Below are 22,831 nucleotides of genomic sequence, written 5' to 3'. Positions count from 1 at the left end.
GAGCTGCGCCACAGCCAGCGGCCCGTACCGCGCAGTACGCCCAACGGGTGCCGCGGCCGGCCGCTTCAGGCCAGCAGGCCCGAGCTGCGCCACAGCCAGCGGCCCGTACCGCGCAGTACGCCCAACGGGTGCCGCGGCCGGCCGCTTCAGGCCAGCAGGCCCGAGCTGCGCCACAGTCGGCGGCCCATACCGCGCAGTACGCCGATCTCGTCGAGGAAGTCGGTCAGCCGCCGGGCGCCGGACTGCATGACCTCGCGGCGGTGCCCGCTGGCCTTCACCTGGGCCACCGCCTCCCGCTTGTCCAGCCCGACATTGCGGTACACGTCCGGATTGACGAAGGCGACGGAGAACACCCGGGCCGCCTCGCCGCAGCTGAGGCGGGTCAACTCCCGCTCCCAGCGCGGTGCGGTGACCATCTGGCGGCGCAGCTCCTCGCGGGCGTAGCGGACGTGCCGGGCCTCCTCGACGACATGGATCCGGGTCACCCCGCGCACCAGGGTCTGCACCCGCTCGTCCGGGAAGGTCAGCCGCTGCATCCAGTCCAGGATCTCCTCGCCGAGCAGGGTGCAGGCGAACGAACCGGGAGTGGTGGAGACCGTCTTGAGGACCCGGGCGAGGTGGTGGTTGAGGCGGGAGACCGGGTAGGTGGGCGCCCCGCCGCGCTGGATCATCCGCGCGAACATCTTGGAGTGCCGGCACTCGTCGGCGATCTCGGTGAGCGCGTAGCGGACGTGGGCGCTGGTCACGGGCTTGTCGTAGATGTGCCGGACCAGCAGCTGCATCAGGATGATCTCGAACCAGATGCCCAGGGAGGCGAGCGAGGCGGCCTCGTGGCGGGCGAGGTCCTGTTGCTGCTCCAGCGACATCTTGTTCCACAGGGGGGTGTCGTAGAGCGAGACCAGCTCCGGCGGCCAGAACCACTTGCCCTCTTCGAGGGGGGCGTCCCAGTCGAGTTCGGTGTCGGGGTCGAAGGAGTGCTTGGCGGAGGAGTCGAGCAGTCGCTCGGCGACCTGTTCCCGGTCCTTGAGCAGACCGAGGGCGTCGCGGAGGGCTGCGGTGTCCGTCACGGTCGGTGCGGTGGGCGCGCTCGTCATGGCTGTGGCTACCTCGCTAGTGGCGTGTTACCCGCGGTCGGCTCTTATGAGACTGCTTGTCAGCAAGCTCGTCAATCCCCCGTGCACGACTTATTGACCCGCTGGTAAGAAACGTGTGAGCCTGCCAACCACCGCCCATGACATGGCGGTTGGCGAGCGGAGGAGGCGTCCGTGTCCACCCGAGACCTGTACGTGCGCAACCCTGGCGACGACCTGTGGGCGGTGCCGGCCACCGGCGCGGCCCGGTTCAACTGGGAGTACGGCGACGGGCGCGAGCGGCTGCTCGCGCTCTACCAGAAGGGCAAGGACAAGCAGTGGGACGCCACCCTGCGGATCGACTGGGACCTGGAGGTCGATCCCAAGGACCCGCTGGGCACCCCTGACGAGTCGATGTCCCTGTACGGCACGAAGTACTGGGACAAGATGACCGAGAAGGACCGCGGCGACCTGCGCCAGCACTACACCGCCTGGCAGTTCAGCCAGTTCCTGCACGGCGAACAGGGCGCCATGGTCTGCGCGGCCCGGATCGTGGAATCCGTCCCGGACCTCGACGCGAAGTTCTATTCGGCGACCCAGACCATGGACGAGGCCCGGCACGCCGAGATATACAGCCGGTTCCTCACGGAGAAGATCGGGATGCTCTACCCGATCAACGACAATCTCCAGGCGCTGCTCGCCGACACCCTGAAGGATTCCCGCTGGGACATGCCCTACCTCGGCATGCAGGTGCTGATCGAGGGCCTGGCACTGGCCGCCTTCGGCATGATCCGCGACACCACCGACAAGCCCCTGCCCAAGCAGATCCTGGCCTACGTCATGCAGGACGAGGCCCGTCATGTGGCCTTCGGCCGGATGGCGCTGCGCGACTACTACAAGCAGCTCACCGACGCCGAACTGCGCGAACGCGAGGAATTCGTCATCGAGGGCTGCTATTTGATGCGCGACCGGCTGCGCGGCCTCGAAGTGCTGGAGAACTTCGGCATTCCGCACAAAGAGGCCGCCGAATTCACCGAACGCTCCGAATTCCTGCACCTCTTCCGGAAACTGCTGTTCAGCCGGATCGTCCCGTGCGTCAAGGACATCGGGCTGTGGGGCGAACGGCTGCAGCGCGCCTATGTGGACCTGGGCGTCTTCGAGCTGGGCGACGCCAACCTCGATCTGCTGATGGCCCAGGACGAGGAACTCGCCGAGAAGCTGGACGCCGAGCGGTTCGCCGCCGAGGAGGCGGCCCGTACGGCCGAGGTCGCGGCGGCCATCGCGGAGGGCGAGGCGGACGGCTGACCGGGGCGGTGCCCGCGCCCGGCAGCGGGAGGAACGCGCGGGGCCTCCCCTTCGGCGGCGAGGGCAGCCCCGGCAACGCCGCGGAGGTGGGGCCCCCGCGGCGTCACGGGCGGTGCGGGGGCGGCCCGGACGCGTGCGGCGGCGCCGCCGGAGGAGCGGCGGGCGCGCCGGGAGCCGCGGCCAGGAAACCGAGCACCCGCCGGGCGAGTTCACCGTCCGTGTTCTCCGGCAGGGAGTGGTGGGCGGCGCCCGCCACGGTCTCGATCGCCGCGCCCGGCAGCGCCCGCGCGGCCCCGGCCGCGACCCGCCGGATGTCGTGCACCCGGCTGCGCCCCGCCAGCACCACCAGCGCCGGCAGCCCGGCCGCCGCCGGCCCGGACGGGTCGGGGCGCGGCCCCGTCACCACCTTCGTGCCCCGGAAGGCGACCACGCCCGCGCCCATCAGCCGCACCACCTCCGGCGCCGGCAGCGCGCCCCGGGTCTCCCACTCCAGCAACCGCCGGGTGCTCCGCTGTCCGGGCCGTACGAACAGCGGCACCGCCCGTGCCAGGTAGGACGGCCGGAACCCGGCGAAGCACCCGGTCGGATCGAGCAGCACCAGCCGGTCCACCCGGCGCGGCGCCCGGGCCGCGTAACTCAGCGCGACCCAGCCGCCGTACGAGTGCCCGAGCAGCGCGGCCGAGGCCAGCCCGAGGCCGTCCCACACCCCGTCGAGCCAGGCCATCAGGTCCGCCGGCCGCCGCACCGGGCGGTCGCCGGGCACGCTCAGTCCCGGCGTGCCCATCGGGTCCACCGCGTAGACCCGGTGCGTGCCGGCGAGTGCCGGGGCGAGCGCGTGCCAGGAGGCCGAGGTGGTCCCGCCGCCGGGCAGCAGCACCAGCGGCGGGCCGTCGGCGGGCCCGCAGGCGTGGACGCAGGTGGTGCCGAACTCCGAGACCACCTCCAGCCGTTCCACGGCGATCGGCCAGCGCGTCATGGCCTGCGCGTAGGCGGCGGGAAAGGCGGTGGGGTCGGTGGGTGCCATACGGCCGTCCTCCCGGACATCGTCTCGTTCACCAAGTATCTTGATGAGCGAGATATTAGAATACGGGGCGGGAAAAGGAAGGCGGTTCGGTATGGCGGAGCAACAGGAGCCCGCGGGGATGGAGCTGATCCATCTGCTGCGCGAGGTGACCGTGCAACTCGACCTCGCGGGCGCGCAGTTCGCCGGTCGCAACGGTCTGCACCCCACCGACCTCCGGGCGCTGATCAGCCTGCTGGACGCGGCCCGCGCCGGCGTCCCCGCCACACCCGGCCGGCTCGGCGGGCACCTCGGCCTGAACTCCGCCGGCACCACCGCGCTCATCGACCGCCTGGAGCGGCTCGACCTGATCCGCCGGGTCCGGGACACCCACGACCGGCGCCGGGTCCTGCTGGAGGTGGACGAGCGCGCGGTCGCCCTGGGCCAGTCGTTCTTCGGCCCGCTGATCGACCGCACGCTCGCCCTGCTCGCCACCTTCGACAGCGGCGAACGGGACGCGATCCGGCGGTTCCTGGACGGCGTCCGAGAGGCGGCGGGGGAGGGCCCCGCCCGTTAGCGGCGGCCCGAGCGGGCCAGCCAGCGGCCCTCGTGGCGGGACACCTCGATCGGGCGCCCGAAGCAGGCCGTCATCCGCTCCCCGGTCAGCACCTCGTCCACCGGCCCGCGCGCCTGCACCCGGCCCTCCCGCAGCAGCACCGCGTGCCCGACCGCCGGGGACAGCTCCTCCAGGTGATGGGTGACCGTCACCGTCGCCAACTCCGGCCGCCCGGCGGCGAGTCGGTACAGGGCATCGATCAGGTCCTCGCGGGACGGCAGGTCCAGCGCGTTGAACGGCTCGTCGAGCAGCAGCAGCGACGGGTCGGCCATCAGCGCCCGGGCGATCAGCAGCCGGGCCCGCTGCCCGCCCGAGCACACTCCGTACGGCCGGTCCGCCAGCTCCTTGCAGTCCAGCTCGGCGAGGAGCGCGTGGGCGCGCTCACGGACGGCCTCGTCGTACTGGCGCCACAGCGGCTGCACGGTCCCGGTCGCCCCGGTCAGCACGACCGTGTGCCCGGTGGCGTCCTGCGGGACCTTCTGGGCACCGGAGACCAGCCCGATCGCCGCCCGCAGTTCCCGGACGTCCACCGAGCCCAGCCGGTGCCCGAGCACCTCGACGGTGCCGACCGTCGGGAACATCAGGGCGCCGACGAGGCGCAGCACGGTGGTCTTGCCGGCACCGTTCGCACCGAGCAGCGCCCAGTGCTCACCGGACCGTACGGTCCAGTCGATGCCGTCGAGGATGACCTGTCCGGTGGTGCAGCGGCGGACGCCGACGCCCTCCAGGGCGGCGATCACGCGCGCCGCCCCCGGGGCCGGGGGGTCCGAAGGCTGGGTGGGAGTCATCGCCGCAGACTAGCTGTGCACACCACCTTTTCGTGCGGGCGTCCGGGGTGTGGACCGGGAGCGGCGCCGGCCACGGCCCCGGCGCACGCGCTCAGGCCAGGCCCAACAGCCCCCGCACCCGCGCGTACTTCGCGGCAAGCCGCTCCCGGGTCGCCGCGTCCAGGACGGCCAGCCGGGCCGGATCGGCGTTGTGCGCCAGGTCCGCCTCCTTGACCAGCAGCGCACCGGGCGTGGCCAGGATGCGCGCGGTGTACTCCTCGACCGGCTCGCCCGGCCGCTTGGTGACCGCCCGCACCATCGCCTTGGTCGCCCCGGTCAGCGCCGCACCGGCCAGCCACTCCTCGCTCAGCGCCGCGTCCTCGACCGCGTCGTGCAGCCAGGCCGCCGCGATCTGCTCGTCGCTGCCGCCCCGCTCGCGTACGCCCGCGGCCACCGCGGCCAGGTGCTCGGCATACGGGCGGCCCGCCTTGTCGGTCTGCCCCTCATGCGCGCGCCGGGCCAGCGCCTCCACTTCGGCGAGCGAGAGCAGCGGCCGGGACGGGGAAGGGGGCGGGGCGGGGACGGGCGCGGGGGACGGGGACGGGGACGCATCAGCCATACGGCCATTGTGGCGCGGGCGGTCACCGCACCGCCGCGGTCATCACCGCACCGCCGCAGCCGTCACCGCACCGCCGCCGTCATCACCGCCCGGGCGATCGGCGCCGCCTGCCCCCCGCCGCTGATGTCCGCGCGCTCGGCCGCCGCGTCCTCGACGACGACGGCCACCGCGACCGCCGGTTCGTAGGTGTCCTTCGTCCGCGCCCAGGAGATGAACCAGGCGTACGGCGTGCCCTCGTTGTGCACCCCGTGCTGGGCGGTGCCCGTCTTGCCGCCGACGGTGAGGCCCTTGACGGCGGCGCGCCGCCCGCTGCCGTGGGCGACCACGTCGATCATCATCTCCTGGAGCTGTTCGGCGGTGCCCGGATCGACCACCTGGCGGGTGGCCGGGTGGGGACCGGCCGCGACCAGCACCCCGTCCGCGTCGGTCACCTTGTCGACGAGGTACGGCGGCGTCAGCTGCCCCCCGTTGGCGACGGTCGCCGAGACCATCGCCATCTGGAGCGGGGTGGCCGCGGTGTCGTACTGCCCGATGGCCGACAGCGCGACCTGCGCCGGGTCCATGCGGGTGTCGAAGCGGCTGGGCACGACCGGCGAAGGGACCTGCAGCCGACGGTCGTTGAAGCCGAACCGCCGCGCCATCGCGGCCATCCGGCGCAGCCCGACCTCGGCCCCCAGCCGCGCGAACACGGTGTTGCAGGAGTACTGGAAGGCCTCCTTCAGCGAGGCGTCCTCGCAGTCCTTCGCGGCATTGCCGAGCCGGGTGGCGGTGCCCGGCAGGGTGTACGGATCGGGCGAGTCGGTCGGCGCGTCGATGTCGGTGACCCGGCCGCTCTCCAGCGCGGCGGCCGCGGTGACGACCTTGAAGGTCGAACCGGGCGGATAGGTCTGCGCCAGCGCCCGGTTGAGCATCGGCCGGTCCTCGGCGGCGTTCAGCCGGCGCCAGGCGTCGCCGACCGCGGGCCCGTTGCCGGACAGCACCCCCGGCTCGTACGACGGCGAACTGACCAGCGCCAGGATCCGCCCGGTGCGCGGCTCGACCGCCACCACCGCGCCCTTCCGGCCGCCCAGCCCGGCGTACGCGGCGCGCTGCATCCGCGGATCGATGGTGGTGTGGACCCGGCCGCCGGGCTGGTGGGTCCGGGTCAGCCGGTCCCACCACGGGAAGGTGGCGAGCCGCGGGTCGGTGCCGGCGAGCACGGGATCCTCGGCGCGTTCCAGCAGCGAGGTCCCGTAGGTCTGCGAGGAGTAGCCGGTGACCGGTGCGTACAGCGGCCCGTCGGTGTACGTGCGCTCGTAGCGCAGCCGCCCGCCGCTGTCCCGCGAGCCGGTCACCGGCCGGTCCGCGACGAGCACGGCGCCCCGCGGCTGCGCGTACCGGGCGATCGCCGCCCGCCGGTTGGCCGGGCTGGCGCCATAGCTCTCGGCCTCGTAGACCTGCACCCGGGCGGCGTTGACCAGCAGCGCGACGAGGAGCAGGAAGGAGAACGCGGCGGTGTGCCGGATGCCGCGGATCAACGCCCGGCCTCCGGGGCGGGCGCGCCACCGGCCGCGTCCCGGGCCCGCACCGGCGTCAGGTACCCCACCACCCAGCTCCCGCCCCCGGCCGGCTGCCGTCCCGCCGGCCGCGGCGCCCGTGCCCGGTCGCTGACCTTCAGCAGCAGGGCGACGATGATCCAGTTCGTGACCACCGACGACCCGCCCTGCGCGAGGAACGGCATCGCCATCCCGGTCAGCGGGATCAGCCCCATCACCCCGCCCGCGATGACGAACACCTGGATCGCCGGCAGCGCCGCCAGCCCCACGGCCAGCAGGCTGCCGAACGGATCGGGCTGCCCCAGCGCGGCCCGGTAGCCGCGGCCCACCAGCAGCGCGTAGAGCACGAACAGCGCCGACAGCCCGGCCAGCCCCAGCTCCTCACCGCACGTCGCCAGGATGAAGTCGGACTTCATGGCGAAGCCGATCAGATACGAGTGGCCCTGCCCGAGCCCGGTGCCGAACATCCCGCCCGCGGCGAACGCGAACAGCGACTGGGCGAGCTGCCCGGCCCCCTTCCCGGCCGCGATCCCGGCGAACGGATGCTGCCAGTCCTCGACCCGGCTGTGCACATGCGGCTCCAACGTCCCCACCGCGGCCGCCCCGACGCCCGCGAGCAGCAGCCCGACCGCGATCCACCCGGTCCGCCCGGTCGCCACGTACAGCAGCACCACGAAGATCCCGAAGAACAGCAGCGAGGTGCCCAGGTCGCGTTCGAGGACCAGCACCGCCACGCTGATCAGCCAGACCGCCACGACCGGCCCCAGCACCCGCCCGGCCGGGAGCCGCAGCCGCCCCACCGTACGGCCGGTGTGCGCCAGCGCCCCGCCGTTGGCGGCCAGGTACGCCGCGAAGAACACGGTGATCAGCACCTTGGCGAACTCCCCGGGCTGCAGGGAGAAGCCCGCGAGACGGATCCAGATCTTCGCCCCGTTCACGGCGGGGAACAGGATCGGCGCGACCATCAGCAGCAGCGCGAGCGCCGCGCACACATAGGCGTACCGCTGCAGCACGCGGTGGTCGCGCAGCAGCAGCACCACCGCGATGCACAGCGCCACCCCGACCGTGGACCACATCAGCTGGGCGGGTGCGGCCCGGTCCCCGGGCGTCTCCAGATCGAGCCGGAAGATCAGCACCAGCCCGAGCCCGTTCAGCAGCACGGCCGTGGGCAGCAGCAGGGGATCGGCGTACGGCGCGCGGAAGCGCACGACGAGATGCGCGAGCAGCGCCAGCCCGCCGAGCCCCGCCCCGTACCGGACCGCACCGCCCGGCACCGCATGCCAACGGGCCAGTCCGACGACGACGTACCCGCAGACACTGATCAGCACGGCGCCCACGAGGAGGGCCAGTTCGACACCGCGCTGCTTGGCACGCGGCGGCACGGCGGGGGAAGAGTCCGCCGGATGCCGTCCGGTGGCGGCCGCCCTTGCCCTCGCCGTCATGCCTGGCAACGTAGCAAGCAGTGGCTGATATTTCCGTTATGTCGGATGCGGCGGCCGGGGGGTCCGCACGTCCGGGGGTGGGGGCTGATGTGCGGGGGCGGGGGTTCACGTGCGGGGCCCCGTAAGTCCGAGGCGGGCGGAACGGTCGTCCGGGTGGTGCCGCTGATCAGCACCAGCGGGCCTCCACCCCCTCGCTCACGATCCCGCGCTCCGAGGACCAGGCGTACGAGGCGTCGCTGAGCTTGTACCAGACCGGGTTCCCCTTGACCCGCTGCCCGTTGACCCGGCAGACGATCCCCACCGTGCTCCCGTACCGCTTCGCCCCCACGGCCCGGTAGTCGTTGCTCGGTCCGGTGCGCACCACCAGCCCGTCCTTGGCCACCACCCGTCCCACGGGCCGGGCCGGACTGCCGGGTGTGTCGCCCGAGGCGGCCAGGGCCGGTCCCGCCAGGGCCGCCGGCCCTGCCGCGACGGCTCCGCCCAGCGCACCGGAAACCACCCAGAGGCCCACCCGGCCGGCCTTCCCCCGCGAGGAACGCGAATGCCGAGAACACGAATGCCACGAGCGCGATGGCCGAGAACGCGTAGGCCGAGAACACGAACGCCATGAACGTGAATGCCGTGAATGCGAACGCTGCGGAAACATGCGCTTCCTCCCACGGAGAAAAGACCCGAGCAGATCCCGAGCAGATCCCGAGAGATCCCGAGCTGATCCCGAGCAAACCCTCCCCGAGTACCCGGGCAAGTCCCGGGAAGCTCACTTTCACGCTAAGGAGACGCCATAGCGTCCGCAACCGCTCACACTACGTGGCGTAAATGCTTCCCCCTCACTTCCCCGGCGGTAACAAAAGCCCGCGCATTCGGGCCCCCGCCGAACCCCGACAACACCTCCATCGAGATCTTCGACACCCGGGACGTCGACGACTTCACCGCACCGCATTCCATCCGGACGTCGACCGGCCGAACGTCGCCGACGGAACGCGCCTGCACGGCATCGATATCGATGCCATCCTCGCCTACGGGAAACGTCAGTTCGCCGTCGCGCACCCCCTCGTACGGATGGAGGGCATGACCGCGGAACCCGACGGCCGCATCGCCGTCCGCGTGCACCCCGGCCTGCGGGACACCACCGGCGACCACTGGTCCGACACCACCGTCCATCACGCCTACGCCTTCCGCGACGGCAAGGTGGCCCACATGGACGTCCGTCAAGTCGCGGAGGCGGGCGGGAGCCAGGCCCAACACGGCGGCGGAGACGGGTCCTGAGCCTCGCAGCCGCGCCGGCTCCCGGAGAAGGCGCCCCGCAACCCCCCGCCCCCGAGGGTTCTCTCAGGGATCTCTCAGGGTCCCCCAGGGATCTCTCAGGGGCCTCCCAGGGATCTCTCAGGGTCCTCCCAGGGTCTTCCCGGGTTGTTCCGCGAACGCACCCAATGACAGTTTGTAAACTCCTCCCGAACGAACAGACCGAAAAGCAGAAGGCCGAGCTCGTCACGCTGAAGCGGACGACCGAAGACACCGGTCGACGGCATGGACCCGCGCCATGACCGCCGCGAGCGAGGGGCTATGGCGTACGTCACCTCCGAGCACGCCGAGTGGAGGGTCCGCGCTGCTCCGGCCGCCCCGTGCGGCCGGGCGCGCGGGTGACCGTCCCCCTCGACGAAAGGCAGAATTAGCGTCATGACGACTCTCCGTTCCCGGATCATCGCCTGGGCCGGCCGTATGTATCTGTCGAGAACGCGCAAGAAGGGATTCGACCTGTCTCGAATGTCATTCTTGCCCGAGTCCGTCCTGATGCCTCTGCGGCGCGAGGGGCTCGACCCCGTAGACGATTTGGCGGCGGTCCGCGAACGCGAACCCATCAGCAAGCTCCCGGTGCCGATAGCCGCCAACGTGTGGCTGGTGACGGGCTACGACGAGGTCAAGGCCGTGCTCGGAAAGGCCAATGCCTTCAGCTCGGACTTCACCAACCTCGTCGGCAAGGCGGGAGCCGGCGCCGAACAGAACCCGGGCGGCCTGGGATTCGCGGATCCGCCGGTCCACACCCGTCTCCGCCGCCTCCTCACGCCCGAATTCACCATGCGCCGCCTCGGCCGGCTCACCCCACGCATCCACGAGATCGTCGAAGAACGCCTCGACGCAATGGAAGCCGCCGGCAAAAACGGCGACCCGGTCGACATCGTCCACGCCTTCGCGCTGCCCATTCCTTCCCTCGTCATCTGCGAACTCCTCGGTGTTCCTTATGAGGACCGCGCCGACTTCGAACGCCTCAGCGCCGCGCGCTTCGACCTTTTCAGCGGAGCGAACGCGTCCTTCGGCGCCATATCCGAATCGCTCTCCTATTTCCGTGACATCGTCAAGAAGCAGCGGGAAAACCCGGGCGACGGTCTCCTCGGCATGATCGTCAAGGAACACGGCGACACCGTCAGCGACGAAGAACTCGCGGGCCTGGCCGACGGCGTCCTCACCGGCGGCTTCGAAACCACCGCCAGCATGCTGGCGCTCGGCGCCCTGGTCCTCCTCCAGGACCCGAAGCACTTCGCCGCCCTCAATGACGGCGACGACTCGGTCGACCGCTACGTCGAGGAACTCCTGCGCTACCTCACCGTCGTCCAGGTCGCCTTCCCGCGCTTCGCCCGCGAGGACCTGGAGATCGCCGGCGTCCAGATCGCCGCCGGCGACGTCGTCCTCTGCTCCCTCAGCGGCGCCGACCGCGACGGCAAGCTGGGCCCGGACATGGAAATCTTCGACCCGTCCCGCAACGTCCCCTCCCACCTGGCCTTCGGCTACGGAATCCACCGCTGCGTAGGCGCCGAACTGGCCCGCATGGAACTCCGCACCGCCTACCCGGCCCTCGCCCGCCGCTTCCCCCACATGCGCCTCGCAGCAACCCCCGAAACCCTCGACTTCCGCAAACTCTCCATCGTCTACGGCCTGGAATCCCTGCCGGTGTACTTGAACGGCTGACGCCTCCGGCCCATGTCCGTCATAGGGCAGGGCGGGGCCTCGCCGTTCGGGCCGAGAGCCCTGCGCTGCGATTGTTGTTGAGCCGCGGGAGGCGCTGTGTTCCTCATCAGCCGGTCGGCCGAGGAGCTGCAAGGGCTGCACAGGCGAGGCGCACTCCTCCCGGAGTTGCGGGCGGCGGAAGAGCGGCAGGCGAGAAAGCCTGCGAGCGACGGCGAGGCCCGAGCCTGGGCGCTGAGCCTCCCCGCGTTGGCTCGCGACCTCGTCGAAGCCGGGCTCGGCGGAGTCGAGATGATGATCGAATACGAACTTCCCCGGCTGGCAACGGCAGCGGACGTAGTACTGGCCGGAGTGCATCCACGGAAGCGCGAGCCCTCCTATGTCGTTGCCGAGCTCAAGCAGTGGAGGAGGGTCACGTCAGCTGCCGGCAAGGAGGGGCGCTTTCATGTCGACAGTCTCTCCGGGAAGCCCAAGAAGCACCCGGCTGAGCAGACTGCCGTGTTCTGCCGCGAACTTCTCCGGACTTACCCTGACGTGACAGGCCCCGATCGGCTGATGGGCCTCGCCTACCTCCACAACGCCGCCGAACACGACGTGGCCGATCTGCTGACGTACCGGCGGACGCGCTTGTCTCATGTATTCACCCGTGATTCGCGCGGTGCACTGATGGCCTTGCTCCGCGCGCAGCTTGGGCCCGAGCCCGGGCGTGCGGCGGCCGACAGGTTCATGGAGGGCGAGCTCTCGGTACAGCTCGGCGGAATCCAGGACGGCGCGGTGCCGGGCTGGCATGAGTTCCGTGTCCTCTCCGACGTCAGGGCGGCTGAACAGTTCCTCCTCAACGCGGTGAGAGCGGCTTACACCGCAGATCAGAAGCGCGTGGTGCTGGTGAGCGGAATCACCGAAGCCCACAGGAAGCGGTTGATCTCCGGTGTGGTCCGGCAGCTTGTGGACGCCGGATACGCCGCGCAGGTTCTGAGGGGAGGCGCCATACCCGAGCCGGGGGCGTGCGACGTGTTGTTCTGCGAGGCGGCCGGGCGGCGGGGTCCGGCCCGCGGAGACCACGTCTTCGAAGGAGCGGACGACAGCACTGACATGGTGGCGGCAGCGATCCGATCGTCGCGGGTACCGGTATTCGTGGTCGATTCGGACCACGCTTCACTACTCGACGAGCGCCGCGCAGAGTCCCTGACGCACAAGACGGCGGAGGCGATGCGGATACCGGTTCAGCGTATCGAGCTGGACCAGGAGTTTCGCTGAGGGTGCACCCCCGTGCTCGCCCTGCCCGTTCGTCCTGGCTTCGGTAAGACTAGAGTTGTCACCGTTGGGATGCGGCCCGACGGGCTTCCGCTACAGGAAAAGCCCCCACCCGCACGAGGTAACTCGTGTGCTCTGGGGGATCACCGTGACGCTGCTGCGCGTTTCTGCCGGATCATTGGCGGAAGAAGCAGAATCCGTGCACCGCCCTTACGTCGAGTCGCTGAAGAGCGAGTACTTCTTCACCTATCGGAAGCCGCCCTCCGAGGCCGAAGTGCGGTCATGGCGCGAGAGCCTTGCCGCCTTGGCGGAGCTGCTGGTCAGCGCACAGCTCGGTGGTGTGGAGATGTTGGTCGAATACAGGTTACCCATGTGCAGCCTGCGCGCCGACGTCGTTCTCGCCGGTGTTCACCCCGTCAGCGGCGAACCCGCCTACGTGGTGGTGGAGCTGAAACAGTGGAGCGCCGCACACGTAATTCCCGGCTCGACCGACCTTTGTGAAGTTCCGGGAATCCGACCACGCCGCGCATTGCTGCATCCGGTCTCCCAAGCCAGGCGGTACGGCGAGTACCTCGTTGACCTCACCCAGATATTCGACGGTCATCCAGAACGGGTGAGCGTGGCGGCATTTCTGCACAATGCCAAATCTGCGGATGTGTCTGAGCTGCTGGCCACCCCTGTTGCGGACGGATGTCTGTTCACCGCCACAACACGAGATGATTTTTCCGGATTTCTTCGAGAAAGAATCCAGGCTGATCCGGAGCGGAGATCAGGTGACACTCTGCTGCAGAGCCGGCACTCACCTGCTCTCAAGTTGATGGACGTTGCCGCCGACCAGGTGCTGACGCGTGAACACTTCCGACTGTTGGGGGACCAGCAGAAGGCGTTCTCGCTCGTGCTGAGGGCCTTGGAGAAGGTGCGGAACGAGGGATTCGGGGCAAAGGAGGTCGTGCTCGTAACAGGGGGACCAGGAAGCGGGAAGAGCGTGATCGCGCTTTCCCTCATGGGGCACCTGTTGCGTCAGCATCGGCGGGTCGTACACGCCACCGGTTCGAAAGCCTTCACCAAGACGTTGCACAAGAAGGTCTCCGGGGATCGTAACCGGGTCGCGAAGCTCTTCACCTACTTCAATAGCTTCGACCGGGCCCGTCCGAACGATCTTGAGGTTTTGATTCTTGACGAAGCCCATCGGCTGCGTGAGACCTCCAACGGAGCTCCGGTCGGGAGCAAGTGGGCAGTGCGTCGGCAGGTCGAGGAACTTCTGGATGCGGCGCAGGTTCCGGTTTTCCTTCTGGACCAGCACCAGGTGGTGCGGCCCGGAGAGACGGGGACCGTCGAGGCCATCGAAAAGGCTGCCGCCGATCGCGGTCTCGCGGTCCGGCACGTCGATCTGAACGGACAGTTCCGGTGCGGGGGGAGCCGGGCCTATGAAACCTGGGTACTGAAGCTCCTGGAGCTGGAGCCGGGGGGCCCGGAACGGTGGCTGGGGGATGAGGGTTTTGATGTTCGCGTCGCGGAGTCCCCGGAACAGCTTGAGAGGTTTCTGCGGACGAAACGAGACCAAGGGATGAGTGCACGGATGACGGCGGGCTTCTGCTGGCCGTGGAGCCCCCCGCGCAAGGACGGAACCTTGGTGAACGACGTCACCATCGGACGGTGGCAGCGGCCCTGGAACGTCAATGCCCCGTCCGGGGCGCGTGGCAATCCTCCTTCCGATTTGTGGGCGACCGCCCCCGCGGGGTTCGGCCAGATCGGTTGCATCTACACGGCACAGGGATTCGAGTACGACTGGAGTGGGGTCATCCTTGGTCCCGATCTCGTCTGGCGAAGTGGCAGTTGGGTCCCCGACCCGACGGCCTCCGAAGATCCGGCCATCAAGAAACACTCCCGCGGCGGTCGTTCCTCAGCCACTGCCTCGCGGGCTGACCTGGCACGGTTGATCCGCAACACCTACAAGGTACTGCTGACGCGTGGCATGGCCGGCACGATTCTGTACTCAACGGACGACGAGACGCGCGCCAAGCTGTTCGATCTCGTTCGGTGACGGGTGGAGGCATAGCGCTGTCGGTGACAGAAACCGTAGGTGGCGACCGCGCCGCCCGTAGCCCTGAAGTACCAGGGCGGCCGGGCGGCGACAGCCCGTTCAGACCGTGACAGCTGGTTCTGCCACGTGTCTCGAGGCGGTCAATTCTCGAAGCTTGGCGCGGGTTTCCGCATCGGTCGAGTAGATGACCGTTCCGAGCATGCCGCGGGTCAGCAGCACTTTGTACGTGTTGCGGATGAGCCGGTCCACCTGCTCGGAGGGCGTCGACCGTTTGAACACCGGGTCCTTGGAAGCGGTGCGGTCGACGATCCAACGGTCCTTCCGCCAGACGAGATCAGGGCCGAGGATGACCCCGCTCCAGTCGTACTCGAATCCCTGCGCCGTGTAGACACAGCCGACCTGACCGAAGCCGGCCGGGTCGGTGGCCCAGAGAGCCGACGGCGGAGCACCCATCACGGAACGCTCGCCCTTCAGGTTCCACGGACGCGCCCAGTCGCCGATCACCACGTCCGCGGGAAGCGGCTCGCCGGGTTTCGCGTCCGACCATTTCCAGCAGTAGCCGGCAGAAATCCGGGCGATATGCCCCTTCGACTGGCGTTCCTGGAGGAACGCCTCCATCTCCTCCGGTGATTCGGCAATCACCAGTTCCATCCGACCGTCCGGCTTCCATTCCTCCGGGCCGCCGTCCTCGAGCCCCAGCAGTCGTACGACCCAGTGGAGGTAGGCGTCGCTACCTCCGCATCGGAACTGACTGTCGAGCGACACCTCTCGGCACCTCAGCCCCCGGCTCTCGGCCGCGGCCCTGATGTCTTCCACCCTGCCCTTCTCACCCGGGCGTACGACCTGGTGCTGGTCCAGCAGGAAGACCGGCACCCGTGCCACGTCGATCAACTCGTCCACCTGCGGCCTGCCGGTACGGAACTCGGCGCGCGTATAACGATTGGCCGACGTCTCCCGAATGCGGTGGGCCTCGTCGCAGATCAGCACGTCCAGACTGTTGGGTTTGGCAGTGATGAAGCTGTTGAAGTACCGGAAGAGATCCTGCACCTCGCGCTTGCGGGCACCGGCGACTTTGCGCATGGTCTTGGTGAACGACTGGGAGCCGGTCGCGTGCAGTGCGGGAATGCCGCGTCGGTACATCTCGCCCAGCAGTGAGAGGGCGATAACGCTCTTCCCGGTCCCCGGGCCGCCCGTCACGATCACCACTTCCTTGTGGTCGGACTCATGCGCCTTCTGCACGGCCCGCAGCACCATCTCGTACGCCACGCGCTGCTCGTCCAGCAAGACGAACTGCTCCCGCTCGCGCACCTCTTGCGCGGCCACGCTCATCAGCTGCTTGGACGGGCGCGTCGCGGCGGCGAGCAGTGCGTCGGCAGCCGCTGCCCCGGACACGGGAGCCAGCTTCGATTGCAGATAAGCCAGGAACTCACCACGCCGCTCGGCGGTGAACATCCCTCCGCGCTCGTCCTGAGGTGCCTCGTACAGGCCACCGACGCCGAATTCGGTCGCGTTGTGCAGGTATGCCACTCCGGACACTTGCTCCGGATGCGCTGCCAGGGCGCCGTTGAACGAGACCAAGTAGTCGCAATAGCCCCGCACCTGCTCGATCGGGTTCAGTACGGGGTGGGCGTAGGTGTCGATGCGGCAGAGCAGTGGCTCGTCATCCTCGTCCGGATGCGCTTCACTCCACTGCTTGAGCTCGACGACGACGTACGAGGGGTTCTGAGTCCGTGGATGTATGCCGGCCAGCACCACGTCGGCCCGCTTGCTGGTCAATGGCAGCCCGTACTCGATGAGCATCTCCACCTGATCGAGTCCGGCATCGAGCAGGGCACCGGTGAGAGCAGGAATGCTGCGTTCCCAGGAGCGGACCTCGGAAGGCCCGGGCCGGTAGCCGTGGGCGTGCACGAACTGGTCGGCAAGGTGAGACGCCAGCATCCCTTCGAGATTGCGGGCGGCGACCGTCGCAGCGGATTCGCGAAAAAGCAAGGAGGGCCCCCAGGCAGCACGGTACGGCTGAAGCGGGTGGGGGCGTGTCCGGTAAGACCCTGTATGGCTGTGTCCATCAGGCACGGAAGCCCGGCGGGCCGCTTGAACGATCGGTGTCAACTCTAACTTGGTGATGAACGACCACTGCGGCCGTCCGAGCCGAAGGGAACCGGCCTCCATGCCACTCCCTCCGGCTCGGTGAAACGGCTCGGAGGTGGCCCTACATGCGCCGACGCCAAGGCGTCAGGAGGCAGCGCAACACGTCGGCCAGTGACCGCAGGATCTGTGAACGGTCAGCCGAGTTACTGTCCCGCAGCGCGTGCGCTGCGATCTTTCCGGCAATGAATAAGGCACAGCACGCAACGAGTGCGGCGGCCCCACAGGCCGCGATGGCGACAGGGTTGGACAGCACAGTCGTCCTTTCGAACGCCGACGCCGGCACATGGCAGATCGTTCCCCCATGACCGAGCGCAGGCGGCGGTGGAAGGGGAGAGGATCAGGCGGGCAGTGGAAGATCACCGGCTGGCGGATTTTCGGCGATCCCCTCGCCTGAGGGCTGTCCGGAAGCTGAGGGGACAGAACGCTGTCCCGCTCTTGAAGAGCCGTCGTCGAGCGGAAAAGAAGGCACAGCTGCACTCCATGTGTAGGCGGAAGACTTGTCCGGTCGGACCCAGAAGTCTGTTGATGCCAGATTGAGTTCGAAAGCCTACGCATCTCCGTGCGTACCTGACAACTCATCACCTGATAGTGATCAATCCTGTCGCTGTCGGACAGGAGCGTGCGAGCCCGGGCGATATGGCGACGGGGTCCGGGGCCACCGCACCGGGCGAGGTGGGATCGGCACGAGGAACCGGACTCGCCTCCCGCCCCGCGCGCGGACACACGAGGGAAGCCCAACGGCAGCCGCTTGCCGGGCGCCCGTGGAGCTCAAGCCACGGAGCTGTGGCGTGGCCGGGGACGGGGCCTGAGGGAGCAATGACGAGCCGACGCTCGGGGCGACGTCAACACTGGCCCGGAACCGGTTGCGCGGCTGGTGCGCTCGCTCCACCCAACGCCTGGGCTGCGGCCACGTCCCGGACACGGCCCTGTGCCGGCACACCGGTCACCGTCTCGGCGGCAGGAGGAATGAGGAGCTGCTGGGCGGATCGCCGGCCACGGGCGTCCGAGACCACAATCCCTCCGGTCCACCTGCCACTGGCGTCCTGATAACGGTGCTGGAGCTTCCGCAGCCGTGGGCAATGCCGGTCGCGGATTTCCGCGAATCCGGGAGCGCAGTGCACATTGCCGACAAGATCTCCGGCGTAGGTCACACCGGCTGCCGGTGCCAGGATCGCCGAGACGATCAGGTCGGCGATCTGCAAGCCCAGATGGGTGTTGCTGTGCCCGAAGAGCGGAGACTCCGCGAGATGTGGCAGACGGTCCCCGCCCTTGCCGAACTTCCGGGTCGTTATGCAGTGGACATTGCCCAGGTTGTCGGTCGGGTTACGGCTGTCGAGCACGGCGATACCGGTGCTCGCACGCTCGGAGAGGTAGTGCTCGAAGTTCGCGCCGAGGGCACTCACGGAGGCCGCGTACATGGCGGCGTCGTCATTCACCTTGCCCTCCTCCTTCACCCAGATCCGCGCCATGACTGAGCAGTCGCGCCGTTCGAGGATGTTCAGGAGGTGGTCGAGGAACCCGTGAGCCCGCCGGCGCTGATTGCGCCCGGTCTTGCGGAAGGGCTTGCGGAGCGTCTCCCCCTTCACCTCGTGGTGAACGACCTGGGTCAGTCGAGGAAGGCTGCGCAACTCGGGACGGAACCTCTTCTTGAGCGCGATGAAGTCCCATGCCAACGCTTTGAGCTGCGCCTCCGGGACTGCGAACCCACCGATGACCAGGACGGGCATCGAGTCGGGGACCTCGGGGTTCAAGGGCTGGCCCGTCCCGGATTCATCGAGATAGCAAAGATGCAAGGTGCGGGCCCCCTGGCGGCAGAGACAGCTATGGCCACCCCCAGAACCCCGGGGACGGCCATAGGAGGTGCCACGCCGAAGAGATCGGTCGCAGCTATGTGTTCGTACTGTCGCCGACAGTAGGCGAACGACACCCAGTGATCAAGGGGTCCCTTATTGGAATCCGACCTGACGTCTGCCGCGGCCCGGCGAGGAAGATCACTGAGGGCTCGCTCGCTCACGCCCCCGTCTCTGCCAATAACAGAAGACCCCCCGACTGGCGCTTCGCCTATCGAGGGGGTCCGGCACTTTCTCGAAGTGCCCCCGGCGGGGCGCTCGGGACATGGGAACGGGGTGAGTCGCTGGTTGGGGGCGGGCAGCTGGTGGTCCAGATGGTCGTAGGGATGAAGGGGTAGGCCGTCAGTGCGTGGCCGCAGGTTCGAATTCTTGGCAGGAGCCACGGGCAAGGGCTGATCGTGCCGAAGCCCTGTGACTTGCGGGATCTCTCGTCGTGACCATGCGGACGCGTGTCCCCAAGAGGCGTGAGAAGTGATGGTGGGCCACTCGTCCCCGTCTTCGGTGTGACTTGCAGCATACGCCAATGGAGCTATCATCTAAGTAAGATTCAATCTACGTAACATCGAATCTATGTTTTCTGCACGGAGTGAGTGCCGATGGAGTTCAGGGGCAGGGCGGCGGACCTCGATCTGCTGGCTCGGCAGTTGGGTTCGGTGGCCGAGGGCACGGGTGCCACCCGGGGCCGGGCTGTGATCGTGACGGGGCGGCGCCGGGTGGGGAAGTCTCGCCTGGTCCAGGAGTTCTGTGACCGTTCTGGGCTTCCGTACGTCGTTTTCCAGGCGACCAGGGGCCGCAATGGCATGACCGAGCGGGCGGACTTCTCCGCGATGCTCGCCCACTCCGCTCTGCCCGGAGCGGAGCTGGTGGCCGGATTGCAGACTGCGGACTGGAACCAGGCGCTGCGGTCCCTGGCGGTCGCGTTGCCGGACGATGCCCCGAGTATTGCGGTGATCGACGAGGTGCCGTGGCTGGTCGAGGAGGACGGGGAGTTCGAGGGGGCGCTGCAGACGGTCTGGGACCGTCACCTGTCCGCCAAGCCGGTCCTGCTCGTTCTTGTGGGCAGCGACATGTCGGTGATGGAGGCGCTGCAGTCCTATGGCAGTCCGTTCTTCGGACGGGCCGCGAAGATGACCGTACGGCCGCTGCACCTGGCCGATGTGCAGACGATGACCGGTCTAAGCGCGGCGGAAGCGATGGACGCGCTGCTGATCACCGGGGGCTTTCCGGAGATCGTGCAGTCGTGGCGGCCGGGGATGAACCGTATGGACTTCCTGCGCGAGGCGGTGGCCAATCCGCTGTCGCCGTTGTTGGTGGCGGGCGAGCTGTCGCTGTTGGGGGAGTTCCCCGAGGCGTCGCACTCGCGGGCGGTCCTGGAGGCGGTCGGCAGCGGTGAGCGCACCTTCTCCACCATCGCGGCGCAGGCCGGAGGTGCGGGCGCGCTGCCCTCGGGAACGCTGTCCCCGCTGCTCAATGCCCTGCAGGCCAAGCGTGTCCTGGCGGCCGACCTGCCGCTGTCCGCCAAGGTCGACACCAAGAACAAGCGCTATCGCATCGCCGATCCGTATCTCCGGTTCTGGCTCGCCTTCCTGCAGCGGGGGATCCCGTTGATTGAGCGGGGCCGCGGTGACCTGGCTCTGGAGCGTATCGAGCGGTCCTGGACGACCTGGCGGGGACGTGCCGTCGAGCCGGTCATTCGCGATTCGCTCCTGCGGCTGCTGCCCGACGAGCGGTGGCCGGAGACGGAAGCGGTCGGCGGCTGGTGGAACCGGCAGAACAACCCCGAGATCGACCTGATCGGCGCCGACCGTGAACCTGTGGCGGGTGGGGTGCACTTCATCGGGTCGGTCAAGTGGCTGGAGTCCCAGCCGTTCGGCCGACGTGAATACGACGCGCTGGCCCGGGACATGCTCGCGGTGCCCGGCGCCGGGCCCGACACCCCACTGGTGGCGGTGTCCCGCAGCGGAGTGGCCGACGACCTGCCCCTTGCGGCCTCCTGGGGGCCCGAGGACCTGGTTCGTGCCTGGCGGTAGCCGGGAAGCGGGCCGGCCACAGAGTTGTGGGCCGGCCACAGAGTTGTGGAACTCGGTCTGCCCAGTGCCAGTATGCCTCTACCCAGGCCCATCCCTCAGGCGCGGGTTCGGGTAGCGGTACGTCGAGGATGCCGATCGCCCGACTTTTCCGGACTAGTGAAACGATCAAGCACCTCGCCCATCCCCGTCAGCGCATGCCGAGCGCCGTGATGAGCATGTGCCCCATCTGCTCTGCTGGCCCCAAAAGGTGCGGCCAGAAGACAGCCACGGGCGCCACGGCATACTTCGCGACGGTGATGCCGGGTGCCACCAGTGAGCTGCCCCGAGTTTCATAGAGTCCGGTGAACTTGTTTCAGGCGGACTGCGGTGTTTCCTCCTGGCTCCGCCAGAAGGCTTCCTCGTACTCGGCCGGCGGCACGTAGTCGAGCGCGGAGTGCAGACGTTCTTCGTTGTACCACGTGACCCACTGGAAGATCGCCCGCTCGACCTGGTCGACGTCTTTCCACGGGCCCTGCATCTCGATCAGCTCGGCCTTGAAGGTGCCGTTCAGGGCCTCGGCCATCGCGTTATCGTACGAGTCGGCAACCGAGCCGACCGAGGCCGAAGCCCCGATGTCGGACAGTCTCTCGGTGTATCGAATTGATACGTATTGCGACCCGCGGTCGCTGTGATGAATGAGGCCGGAGTCCTTCTTGGTCCTCCGTCTCCACAGCGCCATCTCCAGTGCGTCCAGCGGCAGTTCGGTCCGCATGTGGTTCGCGATCTGCCAGCCGGCGATCATCCGCGAGTACACGTCCAGGACGAACGCCACGTATGCCCACCCGCACCAGGTGCGCACATAGGTCATGTCTGCCACCCACAGCTGATCGGGCCGACTGGCCGTGAAGTCGCGGTCGACCAGGTCGGGCGGGCGGGGCGCCGACGGCTCCGCCACGGTGGTCCGCCGCCGCTGCCCGCGGATGACGCCTTCCAGGCCCAGCTCGGCCATCAGCCGCTCGACGGTGCAGCGGGCTACGTCGACACCTTTGCGGCGCAGGGCCCGGGTGATCCGGCGGGCGCCATAGGTGCCGCTCGAATCGCCATGAACCTGCTCGATCAGCGGCATGAGCTGCTCGTCGCGGAGCCGGCGGTCCGGCTTCGGCCGCTTCTTGCGGGCGAAATAGGTGGACGGCGACAGCTCCAGAACCCGGCAGACGGGATCGACCCCGAGGCCCTTGTCACGCAGGTGGTCGATCACCTGCTCGGCCTCGTCCGGGGACGGTCGATCTCCTGGGCAAAAAACACCGAGGCGGCTTTGAGGATCTCGTTCGCGCGCCTCAACTCCGCTACTTCTTTGCGGAGTTGCTTGAGCTCGTCCTGCTCGGCGCTGGTCAGCCGGTCATCGCGCTCGCCGCGGTCGGCCTCGGCCTGGCGGACCCAGCCGCGCAGGGCCTCCTTGTGGATGCCCAGGTCCTTCGCGACGTGGGCGATGGGACGGCCGGTGGCCCGGACCTCGCGGATCGCGCGCTCGCGGAGCTCGTCGGGGTATTTACGGGGTGCTGCCATGGGTGCTGGTGGATCTCCTTCGCCAGGACCGTAACCCTGGCATCAGGGACTCCATAAATCTCAGTACAGCCCAGTTGACGCACTGGCGTCCATCACCCGTGGGCTGGACGCAGGAAACAAAGAAACGGGCGCCAGTATCGAAGTGCTGGCGCCCGATCATGGCACCCGGATCCCGAAACCGGGACAAAATTCCCGATCTCGTTCCCCTGTTCTGGGTGCCCCCGGCAGGATTCGAACCTGCGCACACGGCTCCGGAGGCCGTTGCTCTATCCCCTGAGCTACGGGGGCGTTGCCGCTGTGTTTTGCGGCGACGGGTAGAACCCTACCAGCTCTGATGGGGTGTTCATGAACAGGTTTGGGGAGGGGGCGGAGAGGTGGGCATTTCGCCCCTGGCTCGGACCGCGGGGGAGGGTCTTAGCGCATCGGGGCGGGGTGGCGGCGGTGGTCGCGGAAAGGTCCCCCGCATGAGGGCGGAAGTGGGCAAAACCGGGACGGCGCCGCAGGTGGGCCCCTAGTGCCGCATCAAGCAACGTTCGCCCTGCGATGAGGCGTCACTCTGTTGCTGTCCTGGGCGGTGCCGGACGGCCAGAATGATCGCGTGGCTGAACGTGTGCAGGTCCGGGAAATCGATGACGACGAGGGCAG

17 protein-coding genes, 1 tRNA gene and 1 pseudogene are annotated in these 22,831 nt (G+C 68.8%); 7 read left to right on the top strand and 12 right to left on the bottom strand.

What is annotated here, in order from left to right; all coding sequences use genetic code 11:
* Positions 1-146 precede the first annotated feature (146 nt).
* Positions 147-1,094, bottom strand: coding sequence for a diiron oxygenase (locus tag AB0G35_RS35020; protein WP_360958112.1), 948 nt, complete (start codon positions 1,092-1,094; stop codon positions 147-149).
* Positions 1,095-1,265: 171 nt separating this feature from the next.
* Here AB0G35_RS35020 and AB0G35_RS35015 point away from each other — a divergent pair, with 171 nt between their 5' ends.
* Entirely contained in the window at positions 1,266-2,375 is a 1,110-nt protein-coding gene (locus AB0G35_RS35015; protein ID WP_360958111.1) for a ferritin-like domain-containing protein, read from the top strand.
* A 103-nt stretch (positions 2,376-2,478) separates the two neighbouring features.
* On the opposite strand, the gene AB0G35_RS35010 is transcribed toward AB0G35_RS35015, so the two are convergent.
* Entirely contained in the window at positions 2,479-3,399 is a 921-nt protein-coding gene (locus AB0G35_RS35010; protein WP_360958108.1) for an alpha/beta hydrolase, read from the bottom strand.
* Between the two features lie 91 nt (positions 3,400-3,490).
* Here AB0G35_RS35010 and AB0G35_RS35005 point away from each other — a divergent pair, with 91 nt between their 5' ends.
* Positions 3,491-3,952, top strand: a complete 462-nt coding sequence (locus AB0G35_RS35005) for a MarR family transcriptional regulator (protein ID WP_360958105.1) — start codon at positions 3,491-3,493, stop codon at positions 3,950-3,952.
* Here AB0G35_RS35005 and AB0G35_RS35000 read toward each other — a convergent pair.
* The 6 genes from AB0G35_RS35000 to AB0G35_RS34975 form a co-directional block, all read right to left on the bottom strand.
* The gene (locus AB0G35_RS35000) at positions 3,949-4,779 is read right to left on the bottom strand and encodes an ATP-binding cassette domain-containing protein (protein WP_360958103.1); all 831 of its coding nucleotides are present in this window, start codon (positions 4,777-4,779) and stop codon (positions 3,949-3,951) included. The genes AB0G35_RS35005 and AB0G35_RS35000 overlap by 4 nt on opposite strands.
* A 91-nt stretch (positions 4,780-4,870) precedes the next feature.
* Positions 4,871-5,377, bottom strand: a complete 507-nt coding sequence (locus tag AB0G35_RS34995) for an HD domain-containing protein (RefSeq protein ID WP_360958100.1) — start codon at positions 5,375-5,377, stop codon at positions 4,871-4,873.
* Between the two features lie 62 nt (positions 5,378-5,439).
* Positions 5,440-6,894 carry a penicillin-binding protein 2 gene (locus AB0G35_RS34990; RefSeq protein WP_360958097.1) on the bottom strand — a complete coding sequence of 485 codons (1,455 nt, stop codon included), beginning with the start codon at positions 6,892-6,894 and terminating at the stop codon, positions 5,440-5,442.
* A complete protein-coding gene (locus AB0G35_RS34985; RefSeq protein WP_360958094.1) occupies positions 6,891-8,354 on the bottom strand; it encodes an FtsW/RodA/SpoVE family cell cycle protein in 1,464 nt (487 codons plus the stop codon). Before AB0G35_RS34985 ends, AB0G35_RS34990 begins: the two co-directional genes overlap by 4 nt.
* A gap of 166 nt (positions 8,355-8,520) precedes the next feature.
* The gene (locus AB0G35_RS34980; protein ID WP_360958091.1) at positions 8,521-8,865 is read right to left on the bottom strand and encodes a hypothetical protein; all 345 of its coding nucleotides are present in this window, start codon (positions 8,863-8,865) and stop codon (positions 8,521-8,523) included.
* Positions 8,866-9,152: 287 nt separating this feature from the next.
* Positions 9,153-9,401 carry a hypothetical protein gene (locus tag AB0G35_RS34975; protein ID WP_360958088.1) on the bottom strand — a complete coding sequence of 83 codons (249 nt, stop codon included), beginning with the start codon at positions 9,399-9,401 and terminating at the stop codon, positions 9,153-9,155.
* A 21-nt stretch (positions 9,402-9,422) separates the two neighbouring features.
* On the opposite strand from AB0G35_RS34975, the gene AB0G35_RS34970 reads away from it, so the two are divergent.
* The 4 genes from AB0G35_RS34970 (at position 9,423) to AB0G35_RS34955 (ending at position 14,613) form a co-directional block, all read left to right on the top strand.
* Complete coding sequence (locus tag AB0G35_RS34970; RefSeq protein WP_360958085.1) at positions 9,423-9,620, top strand: hypothetical protein; 198 nt, start codon at positions 9,423-9,425, stop codon at positions 9,618-9,620.
* Positions 9,621-10,031: 411 nt separating this feature from the next.
* Positions 10,032-11,318 carry a cytochrome P450 gene (locus AB0G35_RS34965; RefSeq protein WP_360958083.1) on the top strand — a complete coding sequence of 429 codons (1,287 nt, stop codon included), beginning with the start codon at positions 10,032-10,034 and terminating at the stop codon, positions 11,316-11,318.
* A gap of 96 nt (positions 11,319-11,414) precedes the next feature.
* Entirely contained in the window at positions 11,415-12,572 is a 1,158-nt protein-coding gene (locus AB0G35_RS34960; RefSeq protein ID WP_360958081.1) for a hypothetical protein, read from the top strand.
* A 127-nt stretch (positions 12,573-12,699) separates the two neighbouring features.
* Positions 12,700-14,613 carry a DUF2075 domain-containing protein gene (locus AB0G35_RS34955; protein WP_360958079.1) on the top strand — a complete coding sequence of 638 codons (1,914 nt, stop codon included), beginning with the start codon at positions 12,700-12,702 and terminating at the stop codon, positions 14,611-14,613.
* Positions 14,614-14,712: 99 nt separating this feature from the next.
* Here the strand turns inward: AB0G35_RS34955 and AB0G35_RS34950 are convergent, their stop codons facing one another.
* Together AB0G35_RS34950 and AB0G35_RS34945 are read right to left on the bottom strand one after the other, a co-directional pair.
* The gene (locus AB0G35_RS34950; RefSeq protein ID WP_360958076.1) at positions 14,713-16,602 is read right to left on the bottom strand and encodes a DUF2075 domain-containing protein; all 1,890 of its coding nucleotides are present in this window, start codon (positions 16,600-16,602) and stop codon (positions 14,713-14,715) included.
* A gap of 1,001 nt (positions 16,603-17,603) precedes the next feature.
* Positions 17,604-18,554, bottom strand: a complete 951-nt coding sequence (locus AB0G35_RS34945) for a DUF3800 domain-containing protein (RefSeq protein ID WP_360958074.1) — start codon at positions 18,552-18,554, stop codon at positions 17,604-17,606.
* Between the two features lie 653 nt (positions 18,555-19,207).
* Here AB0G35_RS34945 and AB0G35_RS34940 point away from each other — a divergent pair.
* On the top strand, positions 19,208-20,641 hold the full coding sequence (locus AB0G35_RS34940; RefSeq protein ID WP_360958071.1) for an ATP-binding protein: 1,434 nt from the start codon (positions 19,208-19,210) through the stop codon (positions 20,639-20,641).
* 352 nt (positions 20,642-20,993) lie between these two features.
* Here AB0G35_RS34940 and AB0G35_RS34935 read toward each other — a convergent pair.
* Both AB0G35_RS34935 and AB0G35_RS34930 read right to left on the bottom strand, forming a co-directional pair.
* Positions 20,994-22,186: pseudogene (locus AB0G35_RS34935) on the bottom strand (IS3 family transposase).
* A gap of 216 nt (positions 22,187-22,402) precedes the next feature.
* Positions 22,403-22,474: transfer RNA gene (locus AB0G35_RS34930), tRNA-Arg, on the bottom strand.
* Positions 22,475-22,831: the final 357 nt, after the last annotated feature.

The sequence above is a fragment of the Streptomyces sp. NPDC021749 genome (assembly GCF_040640655.1).
Classification (GTDB): domain Bacteria; phylum Actinomycetota; class Actinomycetes; order Streptomycetales; family Streptomycetaceae; genus Streptomyces.
This window is presented reverse-complemented; position numbering and strand designations above follow the sequence as displayed.

Bases quoted from the DNA above. Each gene is read 5' to 3' on its own strand.
- AB0G35_RS34965 (WP_360958083.1), top strand. From the start codon at position 10,032: ATGACGACTCTCCGTTCCCGGATCATCGCCTGGGCCGGCCGTATGTAT.
- AB0G35_RS35020 (WP_360958112.1), bottom strand. From the start codon at position 1,094: ATGACGAGCGCGCCCACCGCACCGACCGTGACGGACACCGCAGCCCTC.
- AB0G35_RS34970 (WP_360958085.1), top strand. From the start codon at position 9,423: ATGACCGCGGAACCCGACGGCCGCATCGCCGTCCGCGTGCACCCCGGC.
- AB0G35_RS35005 (WP_360958105.1), top strand. From the start codon at position 3,491: ATGGCGGAGCAACAGGAGCCCGCGGGGATGGAGCTGATCCATCTGCTG.
- AB0G35_RS34940 (WP_360958071.1), top strand. From the start codon at position 19,208: ATGGAGTTCAGGGGCAGGGCGGCGGACCTCGATCTGCTGGCTCGGCAG.
- AB0G35_RS34995 (WP_360958100.1), bottom strand. From the start codon at position 5,377: ATGGCTGATGCGTCCCCGTCCCCGTCCCCCGCGCCCGTCCCCGCCCCG.
- AB0G35_RS35010 (WP_360958108.1), bottom strand. From the start codon at position 3,399: ATGGCACCCACCGACCCCACCGCCTTTCCCGCCGCCTACGCGCAGGCC.
- AB0G35_RS35000 (WP_360958103.1), bottom strand. From the start codon at position 4,779: ATGACTCCCACCCAGCCTTCGGACCCCCCGGCCCCGGGGGCGGCGCGC.
- AB0G35_RS34985 (WP_360958094.1), bottom strand. From the start codon at position 8,354: ATGACGGCGAGGGCAAGGGCGGCCGCCACCGGACGGCATCCGGCGGAC.